The organism is Nostoc sp. KVJ3 (genome assembly GCF_026127265.1).
Classification (GTDB): Bacteria; Cyanobacteriota; Cyanobacteriia; order Cyanobacteriales; family Nostocaceae; genus Nostoc.
Genome location: NZ_WWFG01000002.1, coordinates 2423611 through 2438798, shown reverse-complemented (window position 1 = coordinate 2438798; position 15188 = coordinate 2423611). Strand labels below are relative to the sequence as shown.

14 protein-coding genes and 1 pseudogene are annotated in these 15188 nt (G+C 41.8%); 10 read left to right on the top strand and 5 right to left on the bottom strand.

Annotated elements, in window-relative coordinates; all coding sequences use genetic code 11:
• Positions 1-196 precede the first annotated feature (196 nt).
• Together GTQ43_RS26410 and GTQ43_RS26405 are read right to left on the bottom strand one after the other, a co-directional pair.
• On the bottom strand, positions 197-2278 hold the full coding sequence (locus tag GTQ43_RS26410) for a dynamin family protein (RefSeq protein ID WP_265275651.1): 2082 nt from the start codon (positions 2276-2278) through the stop codon (positions 197-199).
• Positions 2279-2294: 16 nt separating this feature from the next.
• Positions 2295-2615, bottom strand: coding sequence for a DUF3040 domain-containing protein (locus GTQ43_RS26405; protein WP_265275650.1), 321 nt, complete (start codon positions 2613-2615; stop codon positions 2295-2297).
• Positions 2616-2874: 259 nt separating this feature from the next.
• On the opposite strand from GTQ43_RS26405, the gene GTQ43_RS26400 reads away from it, so the two are divergent.
• The 4 genes from GTQ43_RS26400 (at position 2875) to GTQ43_RS26385 (ending at position 6106) form a co-directional block, all read left to right on the top strand.
• On the top strand, positions 2875-3459 hold the full coding sequence (locus GTQ43_RS26400) for a Uma2 family endonuclease (protein ID WP_265275649.1): 585 nt from the start codon (positions 2875-2877) through the stop codon (positions 3457-3459).
• A gap of 210 nt (positions 3460-3669) precedes the next feature.
• Positions 3670-4644, top strand: a complete 975-nt coding sequence (locus GTQ43_RS26395; protein WP_265275648.1) for a cysteine synthase A — start codon at positions 3670-3672, stop codon at positions 4642-4644.
• 129 nt (positions 4645-4773) lie between these two features.
• Positions 4774-5112 carry a (2Fe-2S) ferredoxin domain-containing protein gene (locus tag GTQ43_RS26390; RefSeq protein ID WP_265275647.1) on the top strand — a complete coding sequence of 113 codons (339 nt, stop codon included), beginning with the start codon at positions 4774-4776 and terminating at the stop codon, positions 5110-5112.
• A gap of 49 nt (positions 5113-5161) precedes the next feature.
• Positions 5162-6106: a DUF5331 domain-containing protein gene (locus GTQ43_RS26385; RefSeq protein WP_265275646.1), complete on the top strand. Its 945-nt coding sequence runs from the start codon at positions 5162-5164 to the stop codon at positions 6104-6106.
• A 5-nt stretch (positions 6107-6111) separates the two neighbouring features.
• Here the strand turns inward: GTQ43_RS26385 and GTQ43_RS26380 are convergent, their stop codons facing one another.
• Both GTQ43_RS26380 and GTQ43_RS26375 read right to left on the bottom strand, forming a co-directional pair.
• Complete coding sequence (locus tag GTQ43_RS26380) at positions 6112-7107, bottom strand: YgfZ/GcvT domain-containing protein (protein WP_265275645.1); 996 nt, start codon at positions 7105-7107, stop codon at positions 6112-6114.
• Between the two features lie 137 nt (positions 7108-7244).
• A complete protein-coding gene (locus GTQ43_RS26375) occupies positions 7245-7643 on the bottom strand; it encodes a DUF6335 family protein (protein WP_265275644.1) in 399 nt (132 codons plus the stop codon).
• A gap of 357 nt (positions 7644-8000) precedes the next feature.
• On the opposite strand from GTQ43_RS26375, the gene GTQ43_RS26370 reads away from it, so the two are divergent.
• From GTQ43_RS26370 to GTQ43_RS26360, 3 genes are all read left to right on the top strand, one after another.
• Positions 8001-9098 carry a DJ-1/PfpI/YhbO family deglycase/protease gene (locus GTQ43_RS26370; RefSeq protein WP_265276553.1) on the top strand — a complete coding sequence of 366 codons (1098 nt, stop codon included), beginning with the start codon at positions 8001-8003 and terminating at the stop codon, positions 9096-9098.
• Between the two features lie 108 nt (positions 9099-9206).
• Positions 9207-9335 (top strand): hypothetical protein, encoded by a 129-nt coding sequence (locus tag GTQ43_RS26365; protein ID WP_265275643.1) that lies wholly within the window; start codon positions 9207-9209, stop codon positions 9333-9335.
• Positions 9336-9445: 110 nt separating this feature from the next.
• Entirely contained in the window at positions 9446-9820 is a 375-nt protein-coding gene (locus GTQ43_RS26360) for a hypothetical protein (protein WP_265275642.1), read from the top strand.
• Positions 9821-10026: 206 nt separating this feature from the next.
• On the opposite strand, the pseudogene GTQ43_RS26355 reads toward GTQ43_RS26360, so the two are convergent.
• Positions 10027-11261, bottom strand: a pseudogene (locus GTQ43_RS26355) (aminotransferase class I/II-fold pyridoxal phosphate-dependent enzyme).
• A gap of 93 nt (positions 11262-11354) precedes the next feature.
• On the opposite strand from GTQ43_RS26355, the gene GTQ43_RS26350 reads away from it, so the two are divergent.
• The 3 genes from GTQ43_RS26350 (at position 11355) to GTQ43_RS26340 (ending at position 15113) form a co-directional block, all read left to right on the top strand.
• A complete protein-coding gene (locus GTQ43_RS26350) occupies positions 11355-12173 on the top strand; it encodes an acyl-CoA desaturase (protein WP_094331340.1) in 819 nt (272 codons plus the stop codon).
• Positions 12174-12762: 589 nt separating this feature from the next.
• Positions 12763-13815, top strand: coding sequence for a fatty acid desaturase (locus GTQ43_RS26345; RefSeq protein WP_265275641.1), 1053 nt, complete (start codon positions 12763-12765; stop codon positions 13813-13815).
• Positions 13816-14033: 218 nt separating this feature from the next.
• Positions 14034-15113 carry a fatty acid desaturase gene (locus GTQ43_RS26340; protein ID WP_265275640.1) on the top strand — a complete coding sequence of 360 codons (1080 nt, stop codon included), beginning with the start codon at positions 14034-14036 and terminating at the stop codon, positions 15111-15113.
• Positions 15114-15188: the final 75 nt, after the last annotated feature.

Here is a 15188-nt window from a genome sequence, read left to right as displayed (position 1 = left end):
AATTCTAGTTTGTAGTGAGCGATTTATCGCTCATATCAAAGTTATATTAGGACTAAAATCCTTACCCTCCGGGTTCGTTAGTCGCTCATGGTGGAAACCCCCAAGACCGCGCTAACTCACTACAAACTTTAATTTATTTGCATTAAGCTACTTATATTTATGGGAGGCAAAGCCTCCCTATAGGCATTTACAAATTTTAGCTATAATAAGCTAACAAATTGCTATATGCCGCCTCAATTTTTTGCAACTGAGCTATTACATCTTCCTGCAATTTTTTTAAACGATTGAACTCACTCTCACGATTTATTTCACGGCTTTGTTTCTGCTTGACAAGATTATCTAATTCAGATTTACGAGAGACAATATCATCGTTAATCCGCTTACTAACTTCTCTTTCGTAAGAATCAAAACACTCTTTTACGGCATTATATACAACCTGAGATTGCTCGTGTGCAACCTGGGGTAGGTGTTTAACTAACTCTTTTTTTGCAGTTTTAACTAACTCTTTACGGGCTTGATCTGCTTGCAAAAAGCCTACTCCCAAACCTAGCAGGGCAAACCCGATAGGGCCAAGTAAAATCCCTGTTACTGCCGAAATTATCCCACCAATGCCAATTACAGTAAAATAGTTTAATAAGATGTTTTTCCAATCAAACCCAGCCCCGGCTAGCGCAAAACCAGCAAGATTTCCTTTAGACAAAGACAACAATCCCATTGCCCATTTTGCCCAACCGGGAGAATTATCTTCTTCAGCAGTAGTAGTGGTATGTACCTTTACATCTTGTCCGGTGAGCTTTTCTGTAATTTGGTCTGTGATTTTATTGTAAGATGCGCCATATTGTGCTGCACTACGAGAAAGTTCTTTAAAAGCTGCATTAATATCTTTTTCAGCAGTTAATGTCCAAGTAGCAGATTTATCAGTGATATATTGCTCAAAGGCTTTTTGTAGTGCGATGTTAAATGCTTCTCGTTTACCACTGCTGAGAAAATCAAACAAATTTAATTCTGGCTGATAGCGTAAGAAGTCATTTTCAAAGGTATTACCTAAGTTTAAAACGTAACTGCGAAAAGATTCGGAAATCGTTCTTGCTTGAGTATTTCTGGTATTGATAATTTCTTTTTGGAATTCATCTCGAATACCTGTGAGTTTGTTAAACTCTGGTTCTACTGAATCAATGCGTTTTTTCAATTCATTTACATCTTGGTCAAGTAATGGTATGCGTCTTGCAACTGCCTCACGGGTATGATTACAGGCAAGTCTTGCTAAGGTTCTAACTTGACGGAGTTCTGCGATCGCACGTTCTCTGGTAAGAAATGTATTAAGCGCTTCCATAAACTTCGGAAAGCCAGTCCCCTCTAAATCAGCTTGAGGGTTCTTCAAGCGTCGTCTCAGTGCTTGAATTGACGAAAGCTCAAACACGCGCTCGTCATAAATATTCTGACCTTCTACAGTACAATATTCTCCTAAATTCGCCTTAAATACTTGCCGTAATCTATTCTCAGATGCTTTTAACTCTTCGACATCATCAGGATCAATCAGTGATTCCCGCACTTGATCCCAAGCGTTAACTAAGAAGAAAACTGTCAATCCTCGACCTTTGATATAATTTTCTAGGTAGCGACGCTCACCCAAGGTACAAGGTTGAGAAGCTCTCATCACAAACAGAATTGCATGGCAATTATTTACATAACCCAAAGATAATTCGTTTCGTGCTTCTGTATCATTCAATCCTGGACTATCAACAATTTCAATTCCCTTTTCTAGCAGCGTTAAGGGATACTCAACTACTGCATAATCGACATCAGGAAAGGCTTGCTTTTTCTCCTGCTCTAGTTTTTTAGCTTCAGCCGGATCGATGGTATATTTATATTTAAAGTTCTGAAAATCTAACTCTTGCGGACTTTTACCATCATTAAAATGAATGGTAACTTTCTTTTCTGGCCCGTAGCGTAAAACTGTTAAAAGTGCGGTACAAGGGTTAACATCGCTCGGTAATAAATTTTCACCAATTAAGGCGTTGAGGAAAGTACTTTTTCCCCGTTTCATATCGCCCAATACCAAAAGGCGAAATACACCTTGGCGGAGGTTTTTACTAGCGACTGTAATATCTTCAATATCTCGCTCTAAACTGAGTTTTCCTGATGAAGAGTCGCCAGCTAACTCCGCTTGATTAATTGTTTCAGCCAGTTTACTCAAACACACAGACATCTCCGATCGCACTTGAGCAACCCGCTCTAAATCTTGGATAAATCTGTCAGTTGCTACCTGATTTGTCATAAAATTTACACCTTAATTAAAGATTGGTTTTTTTAGATTCCAAAAATAGTTTGTAAGACACCCATCCCATAGCACCAACAATAATAAACCCAGCCAAGACTGAGGCTATTTTCACTGCAACTAGCGCTACCACACCAAGAGCAAAAAGCTTTCCACCCAGAATCAGTTTTTTCATCCAAGGTTTTTGATCTGGCTGATGCTTCACAGTTTGATGAAAAGCTGCATCGGTAGCATGGATGTTAGTTTCCATTTCCCGCAGTCGCAATTCAACTTCTCGTTCTCGTAATGTACGTTCTCGGTGTTCAAGTTCTTTTTGGCGATCCCTTTCAGATGTCATCAGTGTCCATCCCGTCTAAGACAATGAAAAAATGTCAGCATTTACTTATCAGTCATGCTGTATACTAACTTACGTAAATATTTGGCAACCCCAGTAAATTTACTATTTTGCTTTTCATAGCCTGGTAAACTGAAGCTGGAGTTAAATACCATAAATTTGTGGCGAAAACGAATATTACTCTCTCACCAAAAGAATGACTTGGGTGAGAATAAGAAATACAAGCCAGTCGGGTAGACAGCAAAACCTAGAGGAAATCATCATGTTTTCATCCCCTTTAGTTGTGCAAATTCCTCCCTCAATGCAAATGACAGACGAACAGTTTTTTGACTTTTGTCAGGTTAATCGTGAATTACGCATTGAGCGGAATCAATTTGGAGAAATATCAATTATGCCGCCCACTGGTTCAGAGACAGGTAATCGTAATTTCAACGTAGCTGGTCAATTGTATGTTTGGGCAGAAAAAGACGGGACAGGTACTTGTTTTGACTCCAGCACAGGATTTAAGCTATCAACCGGTGCAGAACGATCGCCTGATGCCTCCTGGATTAAACTGGAACGGTGGAATGCTATCTCCCCAGAAAAACAGCAAAAATTTGCCCCCATCTGTCCAGATTTTATACTTGAACTGCGATCGCCTTCTGATAACCTCAAACCGTTGAAGGAGAAAATGGAGGAATATATGAGGGAACCAGAAGTACAGCTAGGCTTGTTAATTGACCGCAAGCATCGCCGAGTCTATATTTACCGTCCTGGTGTACCAGAGAAATGTCTAGAAAATCCCGCGACTGTTAGCGGTGAATCGGTATTACCTGGGTTTGTTTTGAATATGAGTAAAGTTTGGTAGTGTACGGCTGTGTTCTCTGTGCCTAATAAGATTAAATAAAAGACTTTTGAACCGCAGAGACGCGGAGGGCGCAGAGAGAAAAAGAGATTTTACCAGTCACCTTGAAAAAGCTGGTCTATAGGCATTATAGGATTTTAGGCTAATCAGTTGTAAATTATGCGATCGCTATAAGCCAAAATTTTTATAGATACTCACACAGGTATAGTCAAAATGGATATTAAAAATGGCTTCGTTGGCGCTGTTGGCAACACACCCCTAATTCGCTTAAACAGCTTCAGTGAAGAAACAGGATGTGAAATCCTTGGGAAAGCTGAATTTCTCAATCCTGGCGGTTCCGTCAAAGACCGCGCCGCACTTTACATCATCGAAGATGCCCAAAAGAAAGGTTTACTCAAACCCGGTGGCACTGTTGTAGAAGGAACTGCTGGTAATACTGGCATTGGATTGGCGCATATTTGCAACGCTAAAGGCTACAAATGCCTAATTATTATTCCCGATACTCAGTCACAAGAAAAAATAGACGCACTGATAGCACTAGGTGCAGAAGTCCGTCGCGTTCCTGCTGTACCCTACAAAGACCCAAACAACTACGTAAAGTTGTCTGGCAGAGTCGCTGCTGAGTTGGAAAATGCTATTTGGGCGAATCAGTTTGATAACTTAGCCAATCGCCTCGCCCACTACGAAACCACAGGGCCAGAAATTTGGAAACAGACAGATGGTAAAATAGATGGATGGACAGCTTCAACTGGTACTGCTGGTACTTATGCTGGTGTAGCGTTGTACTTGAAAGAACAAAATCCAGCAATTAAATGCGTTGTTGCCGATCCACTGGGTAGCGCACTTTATAGCTATGTCAAAACTGGCGAAATCAATATAGAAGGAAATTCCATCACCGAAGGCATCGGTAACGGTCGTGTCACAGCCAATATGGAAGGCGCACCTGCTGATGATGCCATCCAAATCGATGACAAAGAAGCTTTGCGGGTAGTTTACCAACTGTTAAGGAAAGATGGGTTATTAATGGGCGGCTCAACGGGTATTAATGTTGGCGCAGCTGTCGCCCTAGCGAAGCAGTTAGGGCCAGGACATACCATTGTCACCATCTTGTGTGATAGTGGTTCACGCTATCAGTCACGGATATTCAACCCTGAATGGCTAGCTTCAAAAGGACTTTCAATAGATTAGTTATGGGGAATTGGGAATTGGGCATTGGGAATTGGGAATTGGGCATTAGCTAAATTTCAATACTGCTTCCCCTACTCCCCCTGCTCCTCTCCCCTCTGTGTCCTCTGCGTCTCTGCGGTTCGTTAAAAAATGTCAAACATAACTCAACCATCAAACTTCTCCACAATAGACCAACCCTCTCCTTCTAAATGTGTACGAGTTTGTCAAAATCGTACCTGCAAAAAGCAAGGTGCAGCTAAGGTATTAGCAGCTTTTGTAGCTTTACCAATGCCTGATGTAACGGTAACGGCCAGCAGCTGTTTGGGACAATGTGGCAATGGGCCGATGGTGCTGGTATTACCCGATATGACCTGGTATAGCAGCGTTCAACCCGATGAAGTATCTCTACTGATAAAAAATCATTTACTAGGTGGTCAAAGAGTCGAACAGATGCTCTATTATCGGTTTCATCCCCCGAAAGAAAGCTAAATTTTCAATATCAGGGTCTGTAATCTTGTTGACTGAAGTGAGGCATCCAATGAATATTCAACAGCTGCGTCAATCCTTAAAACAAAAGTGGCTTATTTACTACGAGCAAAATATTACCTGGCTGGTGAAAATGCGAATTTGGGGGACTTACGATGGTCTGCGCCGTCCTTTGTCCGGTTTTATTTTGGCAACACTGTCTGTTTTAGAACCCCAGTTTGATGAAATACTTGCTTTTATGCTGGATTTAAATAACGATCCAGATAAAATAGTCACCGCTTTAGGTCTTAACTTCAATCCCGATCAAGAGTTACGTTTAATAAAATCAGAGCATTCTACGGCTACAAACCAAGCTGAAAGAGAGTCGCCAGATGAGAAGCATTCTGAGGATAAACATCTGTCATCAGTTGTAACTGCTACCAAGATTGCGCCTAATTCTCTTGTCAAGACTCTAGACTCTAGTTTGTCACGCGCCGATCAACTTGTACCATCATTTACAGCTACCACAGAGGTAGTTCGCACCCGTAAATCTGAGTTAGTAGTTGCATTTGCTACTAAAATTGCTCCAGACAATCCACTAAAAACCCCATCTTCCGGTTTCTTTAACGAATATCAATCAGTACGTAGCGGCTTTGCATCTGGTCGTCAGACATCGCTCCTTGAACGCCTCCCTTCAGGAACATCGCTGACAATGACTGCTGAGGTTAACAGTAAAGCCAAGACTATGCCATCTGTGGCGTTAGCTAGCGAGGTTAAAAGCAACGCGCTATCTGGCCGAATTCCTGTAGGTGCATTGCTGGCAATTACCACTGAGATTAACAGTAATGGTAAAGCAGTGCGATCGCTAGCAATTAATACTGAGGTTAAAAGCAACGGCAAACATCCACAAGAGTTTAAGAGCAAAGTGAATTTACCAACCACTAATGCCCGGAGTCTAGCTTCTTGGGTAGATGAGTTTTGTTATGGCGCTAGGGATAAAGAAGATATTTTGACTTGAATTACTTATGGGTAATCGTGAGAAACAAAGGGTATTTCTATGACTTCACCTTCAGTTTCTCCCACTTTAACTTTTAAGCCTACGCCACCAGCTTTGGTGCGAATGTAACCTAGTCCAAAATAACCATCAGGAGTTTCTGTGTAACTGGTAAGTTTGCCGACCTTTTCATCTCCAACTGCGATCGCACTTCCAACTTCTACAGGGGCACTGAGGCGGATACCCAAAAGGTGTTGTTTTACACCTTTATATGTATTTAATCGAGCAATGGTTTCTTGCCCAATATAGCAACCTTTAGTAAAAGAAATTGTCTGCCACAAACCAACTTCCAAAGGATTGTAATCATCTGTGAGTTCAGCATCTGGGGCGGGGCGGCCTTGTAAAATTCGCAAGGCATCCCAAGCGCGATCGCTCATCTCTACCGCCCCAACTTCTAACAATTTATTCCATACCGAAGATTTATCAGTATAGGGGAAAGTGAAGGTATATCCGGGCGCAGCTAATCCACTACCCACAGCGATCCGTACTCCCTCGGCGGGAGCAATGGTGTATACTTTATGACTACCGTAAGGTTGGCCAATGAGTTCGCCAATACCCAACTTATCTAAAATAGCGTCGCTTCCTGGGCCAATGAGGCTGAAGGTATTGGTATATTTTGTGATATCAGATAATTCCACCTTGTCGGCAGGGAAAATATATTTATCCAGCCATTCCATGAGATATTGGCGGCGATTGGGTGAAACTAGCAAGATTACCGCATCTTCTCGAACGTATGCGGTTGCTAAGTCAATTGTTCTAGCTGTGGAGGTGACGAAAACCGTATCACAACCTTGTCCTGGCTTGAGTATTTGGAAATTATTAGTACTTTGGTTGTGTAAGAAATTGAGGCGATCGTCGCCAGCCACTTTGATGCGTCCCCAGGCGGTGCGATCGCATATAGCAACCCCGACATTGGCGGCTTGGATCGCTGCTATATCTCGATCGTCAATTGTAGATGTTGACATGGTGATGAGAAGTTGCCCTGTTTGAATGTTGTTGCACTGGAAATCTTAGCAAATAAGCGTTTCCGGCTTCAATGGCAAAGGGCTGAAAGCGATCGCTATTTGGGATGAATGAGACTTAACAAAACCTTTGATAGCTTTTATTCTCGCCGAGTTTGATAATCTTCAGAAGACTTTGGATCTAACTCCCAGCGATCGCCATCACGATCCTCTAAAATATCATTGGTATGGAGAAACTCAGAGTCATCCATTTCTAGACCTACTGCTGTTTCTAGCTCTTCAGTTACATTTTGGTCGGGAGTCGCAGTACTACCACCAACAGCTTCATCCCCAACTGCATCTGCATCTTGCCAATAAGCATCAACATCGCCACCAGTCAGTTCAGGACTAGTTTCTGTATACTCGCGTCTTTCATCTCTAATCGAGCGCCCACCAATATTGTATCCTGGCAACTCTTTTACACCAGTACCATAAGATTCGGTAATTTCCTGTGGCAAATCATTGGTTTTAATTTCGTCATTATGATTTTTTTCTGCCATGATACTAGCCTTTTTGTGCATTCTCACAATAACGTTTTCTTATCCCGAAGTTATCTTACTAGAGATGTATAGCTTTAGAAATAAAAGAATCTATCCCCTTGGAACGAAGCTAAACTAGCGATCGCGTCATACCATTGTGAATATAAAATCATGGTCAAGCAACTTGTAGTTAAGGTTTTTAGTTATGAGTTAGGAGTTATCAAACCGAAATCATTCTGTAGCTAACTCCTCGCTCATAACTATTTTTTATGAGGAAGAAACAAATCAAAAATTAACTTGAGATTCATCATTTGAAGTTAATCGATGAACAAGAATTCTAGCTGGTTAAATACTAGAAATAAACAGGTAATACCATCTATGACTGACAATAACAATTATTCAGCTAATAAAAGAGTTGCCATCCTTATTGAACAAGCAGTAGAGGATGCAGAATTTACAGTTCCTTATAATGGAATAAAGCTAGCAGGAATAGAGGTAGTAGTCCTTGGTTCCCGGACGAATGAAAAATATAAGGGCAAACGCGGTAAACTTAGCATCCAAGCTGATGGTACTACGACAGAAGCGATCGCAGCCCAATTTGACGCAGTGATAATTCCTGGCGGCATGGCTCCCGATAAAATGCGCCGGAATCCTAACACAGTCAGGTTTGTACAAGATGCCGTCCAACAAGGAAAATTAGTCGCTGCGGTATGCCACGGGCCACAACTTTTGATTGAAGGCGACTTGCTCAAAGGTAAACAAGCCACTGGTTTTAGCGCCATTGCCAAGGATATGATTAACGCTGGGGCAAATTATCTAGATGAGCGGTTGGTAGTTGACGGGAATCTGATTACATCTCGTGAACCTGGAGACTTGGCAATTTTCACCACAGCTATATTAAGCCGTTTGGGTTATGGTGGCAAAGATGCGGCATTACCAGATGAAAAAGACACAACTGCTGAATGGTGGAAACTAGCTGATGCTTGGGGTGGTTCAACTAAAGGTGATATCAACAGAGGTTTAAATAATGCCCTGACTGGTGAACGTTATTCATTAGAAGCATTTGATAAATACTTGGAAAAAGAATCAGATATCGAAGTAAAATCAGTCTTTCAAGAAATAATTTCTAATAAACAGCGCCACATTGAAAAATTGGAAATCTATATTCATCATTTGGGCGAAAAACCATCTTTAGGAGCAAATATTGCTAATCAGTATGCCAAGGTGAAAACTGCCTTAACAGGAAGTGATGACATATATCAGTTACGTTCTGCTTTAGGCGATGTGCAAACCGGTATCGGCGATATTGGTAATTTGTGTGCAATGTTCACTGACCCAGTAGCAACTGGTATTTTCAAAGAAATTTACCAAGATTTATTGAAATCTGAACAGCGATTAGCAGAACTATATCGCACGCGGATAGGTGTTCAGATTCAGCCTCCAAAGCCGACTACAGGAGCAGCAGTGTCAGTATAATTCGTAATTACAAGACTAAAGGTTAGCTTGGAGTGAGGGCTGAGTCCCTCATTCCCAACCTTTAATTATTTATGCCGCTCTACTTAGGAATAGCGATCGCTTTCCCAAATGCCTGGAAATAGCGAAAAAGGTTGCCAAAGCGAAGCCATTAACTACAAAAAAGTTAATGCTGGCAAAGCGTTGAAACAGAAAAATGGTAGCCGTGGACTGAGAGGAAATACCCTACGGTTATCATAACTTTTCAACAAAACAAGAATAACTTTGATTAGTTATTCTTAAAACCTGAATACTGAAAAGTCATTCAGCTTTTGAATTATCCACCCAACATAATGCAATTGAGGTTTTTTATGAATCAAGTAACTTCCTGGCTGCGAAATATTCGTATTTCCCAAATCCTTGTAGTTTTTCTGGTAGGATTTGTGTTTTTATTGGGTCAGGCTTTTAGCTACGTTAATGTAGCACAAGCTGAGACTGTTAAAACTCCAGAGGGTATTTATTACAAAGGAACACCCGATCAAGGCGAAGTTAGAAACGATACCCAAACAAGAAAGTCTCAAAATCCATTAAAAGAGGCTGCTGATAATATCCGTGAAAAGTTAAACTTGGATGAAAAAACTCCTAAAGCGACAAAGGAGTTTTTTGATCCTGCAACAAACAAAACCGGAGATAAAGAAGGTTATTACCAAAATTCTACTAGCAAACAAATCAGAGATAGAAACTAGACTTGTTGCAACTTAGGAGTCTAAATATTTGACTCATTGCGAGCAGAATGAAATGTAGCGAAGCAATCCCAAGACCTTGCGTTCGCGAAGTGTGTCCGAAGGACTTATGCTTCATTCCGCTTTGCTCCATTCGCAATGACAGGGGAACAAAATTACTTGTTCCCCTTTTTATTTGACAGACTACTAGCTAGCACGATCGCCTTTCACTAATTTGTCATAATTCCTACGGCATCGATCGCAGCCTCTAATGCGATCGCTACATGAGTCCAATGAGTCCCCCCTTGGCAATAAACTACATAAGGTTCACGCAAAGGCCCATCAGCCGATAATTCCAAAGTACTCCCTTCAATAAATGTCCCCCCAGCCATGACAACCTTGCTCTCATATCCCGGCATTTCGTCTGGAACAGGGTCTAAGTAGGAACCGATGGGAGAATGCTGTTGTATGGCTTTACAGAAAGCAATTAGCTTTTCGGCAGAACCAAGCTTAATCGCCTGAATTACATCCCCACGGGGAGCCAAGGGTGCGGGATTCACTGGATAACCGAGTTTGTCAAATACATAACCAGTTAAGTAAGTCCCTTTCATTGCCTCTCCGACCATTTGCGGCGCTAGAAATAAGCCTTGGAATAGTAGGCGATTTTGGTCAAAAGTAGCACCGCCATAACTACCAATACCGGGAGCAGTGAGGCGACAGGCGGATGCTTCTACTAAGTCGGCGCGACCGGCGACATAACCGCCAGCACTGACAATGGTTCCACCAGGATTTTTAATTAGTGACCCCGCCATTAAATCAGCACCTACGGCTGTAGGTTCCTTTGTTTCAATAAATTCGCCGTAGCAGTTATCTACAAAGCAAACGGTGTTTGGGTTTTGCTGTTTGACTAAGTGGACAATTTTTTCAATATCGGCAATTGATAAACTCGGTCGCCAAGAATAGCCACAAGAACGCTGAATTAACACTAAACGAGTATTTTCAGCCACGCTAGTTCTTATTGCTTGCCAATCTATAGTTCCTTGGGGGTTAGCTCCAATTGGCGGTAATTTATGCCAAACTCGATCAGAGAGCCTTGACCTTGACCCCGTAAACCAATGACTTCTTCAAGCGTATCGTAGGGAGAACCGACCACTGCTAACATTTCATCTCCTGGACGGAGAACACCAAACAAAGCACAGGCGATCGCATGAGTTCCCGAAACGAACTGCACCCGCACGGCCGCAGCTTCAGCACCCATAACTTCGGCAAAAACTTTATCTAAAGTTTCTCGTCCTAAATCATCGTGACCATAACCACTTACACCAGCAAAGTGGTGTGCGCCCACACGGTGATTACGAAAAGCATTCAGCACTCGTTTTAGATTATGCTTGACCTGAGTGTCAATTCCAGAAAAAATTTCTAATAGTGCCTGTTCTGCTTGCCGCAGGTACTCTAAGCTGTTCATCAGTTCCTCGTTGAAAAAAAAATTAAATTAAATAGATATGCGGATTTTAAGATCGCACATACTAGGCAGGAAAATTCAAATTCAGGTTATCGCATGACAATTGCTACTTCAACCAAACCTCAAATTAACTGGGTTAACACCCTGTTTTTCATTGGACTGCACATCGGCGCTTTATTTGCCTTTGTTCCTGGCAACTTTAGCTGGACAGCAGTTGGTGTAGGTTTCTTGCTGTACTGGGTAACTGGCGGTTTAGGCGTTACTCTCGGATTTCACCGCCTTGTTACCCACCGCAGTTTTCAAACTCCCAAGTGGCTAGAATATCTCCTGGTTTTCTTCGGCACACTCTCCTGTCAAGGAGGCCCCATTGAGTGGATCGGGACACATCGCATTCATCATTTAAATTCTGATACGGACACCGATCCCCATGATTCTAATAAAGGCTTCTGGTGGAGCCACATGGGTTGGCTGACTCATTATTGTCCCGCTCACGCTGATGTTCCTCGTTTCACCAAAGATATTGCCGAAGACCCAGTTTATCAGTTTTTAGAAAAATATTTCATTTTGATCCAGGTTGCTCTGGGTGTATTGCTTTTGCTTCTGGGTGGCTGGCCTTTCGTTATTTGGGGAATTTTTGTTCGGATTGTCTGGGTTTACCACTGCACTTGGTTAGTCAACAGCGCTACTCATAAATTTGGCTATCAAAGCTATGATTCTGGCGATCGCTCGACTAATTGCTGGTGGGTAGCTGTACTCGTGTTTGGCGAAGGCTGGCACAATAACCATCATGCCTTTCAATACTCAGCTCGTCATGGGCTGGAATGGTGGGAAATCGATTTAACCTGGATGACAGTTCAATTACTGCAAGCAGTTGGTCTAGCTAGTAATGTGAAGTTGGCCCCAACAAAGCAGTAAGTCAAGCAATTTTGGATTTTGGATTGCCGATTTTGGATTGAAAGAAACCACAAGAATACTTGGTTCAAGGACTTGAAAGTTGGGATTTTAGATTTGTTCTTTTTGTCTAGTGCTAGAAGCTACTGTGCTGGAATGGTTCAATTTGCTTGAAGAAGGCATCTATGCTGAGGGCAGAGGGCAGAAGGAACTTTTTCGTTGGGGATTCAGACCCCAACCAATTGTAAGCACCGTATAGACGGTGGGGTTTTATACCCAAGTTCGGTTCGGTCACAGGCAGAGGGAGGAGGCAGTATTCCCTTCTGCCTTCTGCCTCCTGCCCTCTGCCTTTCTTGATAAAAGAAGCATTGCATTGGACGGGTTTCTCGACTTTAAGCAACTGCCGTCAAGTCACATCGGGGCATGAAGCCAAAAAAATCTAAAATCTAAAATCCAAAATCCAAAATTCTGATTTTGACTTTTGATTAATAATACTTACTGGTGCGCTTGTGTCGGTTAGGTTGCTATAATCCGAAGCGCTAATGTTAAGAAATTTTGCTACAAGTTGCTTTTTGGCAACTTGGTGGAGGAGTTTGTTGTTTTTCAGGTGTTCATGACTACATCAATAATTAATAGCCAGAAAATAAGTGACGAGCCGGGTAATTCCGACTTCCGGCTCAAAGATATTGTCAAAACCCTGCCACGGGAATGTTTTCAGCAGAACCGCCGCAAAGCTTGGACACAAGCAATACTCAGTGTCTTGGCAGTTGCTTTGGGTTATTACAGCCTGATCGTTACTCCTTGGTTTCTTTTGCCCCTAGCTTGGATTTTTACGGGTACTGCTCTAACAGGTTTTTTTGTAATTGGACATGATTGTGGTCACAGGTCTTTTGCTAAACGTCGTTGGGTAAATGATTTGGTGGGGCATTTCTTTATGATGCCGTTAATTTATCCCTTTCACAGTTGGCGGATTAAGCATAATTATCACCATACCCATACCAATAAACTGGATGAGGATAATGCTTGGCATCCAATCAGACCAGAAGTTTTTGAAGATTGGGATAAAACCCGACAGTCTGCTTTTGAACTGTTCATGCGTAAACGCCTCTGGTGGGTAGGCTCCATTGGACATTGGGCTGTGGTGCATTTTGATTGGCGGAACTTCAAAACTAAAGACCAATCGAGTATCAAGCTTTCTGTGGCTGTAGTAGTTGTGTTTGCAGCGATCGCTTTCCCAATTCTCATCGCCACAACTGGTATCTGGGGATTTGTCAAGTTCTGGCTAGTACCCTGGATGATTTATCATTTCTGGATGAGTACTTTTACTATTGTTCACCATACTGCCGCAGACGTTCCTTTTGCAACAGCAAACAAGTGGAACGAGGCTTTAGCACAGCTATCTGGCACTATCCATTGCGATTATCCGCGTTGGGTAGAAATCCTGTGCCACGATATCAATGTTCATGTCCCTCATCATATTTCCACTGCTATTCCTTCTTATAATTTGCGGCTAGCTTACAGCAGCATCAAAGAAAATTGGCAGCCTTATCTCCATGATGAGTGTCAGTTCTCTTGGTCTTTAATGAAGCAGATTACAGACGAGTGTCAACTGTACACAACTGATGTTGGCTATAAGACTTTTAATGAACATTACACGCAGGAATAAATAGCGCTGTGAGTCCACTCACGCTCTTGAACCAACGAGAGCATTTATTATGCTGTGTTTAAATAGAATCTGGCAATTGTTTACTGAATAAAATTTTAGATAAATTGCCAGAAATTATCCTCTTGTATGTTAGCGATCGCTACTATCATGGGCATCCTAGAGATGAGATTATCTTGTCTCAATTAAAGTTCTGATTTATATCCAATCAAAAGAATCCAGTGCCATCAAACATCATCACCTTTAACAATCCTCTTGGCTCGGAAACGTCTGAGGATACAACTAAATTACCTTTCACACTTGGGGATTTAAAAGCTGCAATTCCGGCTGAATGTTTTCAGCCCAATGTGACAAAATCACTTTTTTACTTCTTTCGTGACATCCTGATTATCAGTCTGCTGTATGCAGTTGCTCATTACCTGGATTCTTGGCTTTTCTTTCCGATATTCTGGCTAATGCAAGGAACGATGTTTTGGGCTTTGTTTGTAGTCGGTCATGACTGCGGACACCAATCTTTTTCTAAGCATAAATGGCTCAATGATTTGATTGGACATCTTTCTCACACACCAATACTTGTTCCTTATCATGGTTGGCGGATTAGTCATAGAACGCATCACAAAAATACTGGCAATATCGATAACGATGAAAGCTGGTATCCAGTAAGCGAATCACAATATCAGGAGATGCCTTTAGCACAAAAGATAGGCAGATATTATGTTTTTCTATTGGCCTATCCTGTGTATCTATTTAAGCGTTCTCCTAATAAAGAAGGCTCCCACTTTTTGCCTAGTAGTTCGCTTTTTAAACCCTCAGAAAAATGGGATGTCATCACGAGTACTGTGCTTTTGATTGGGATGGTAGGCTTGCTGGGTTTCCTCACCTACCAATGGGGTTGGATGTGGTTGCTGAAATATTACGCTGTGCCCTACCTTGTATTTATAATTTGGCTAGATTTGGTGACATTCTTACACCACACTGAGTCAGATATTCCTTGGTATCGTGGAGAAGATTGGACTTTTCTCAAAGGCGCAATTTCTAGCATTGACCGTGATTATGGTTTGGTTAATCATATCCATCACGATATCGGTACTCATGTTGCTCACCATATATTCCTTAACATCCCTCACTACAATTTGCTAAAGGCAACTGAGGCGATTAAACCAGTGATGGGTGAATACTTCCACAAATCGGAAGTACCAATTTGGAAGTCATTATGGAATTCATGTATCAGTTGTCATTTTGTCCCTGATACTGGTAGTAAGGTTTACTACACATCTAATAAGAAGTTAGCTAAAGGCTAAGACTCAGATTCCCGACTTCTTTAAAGAGGTCGGGAATCTTTGTATTTTCGTCATTGCTTTCTGATTATTGAGCGT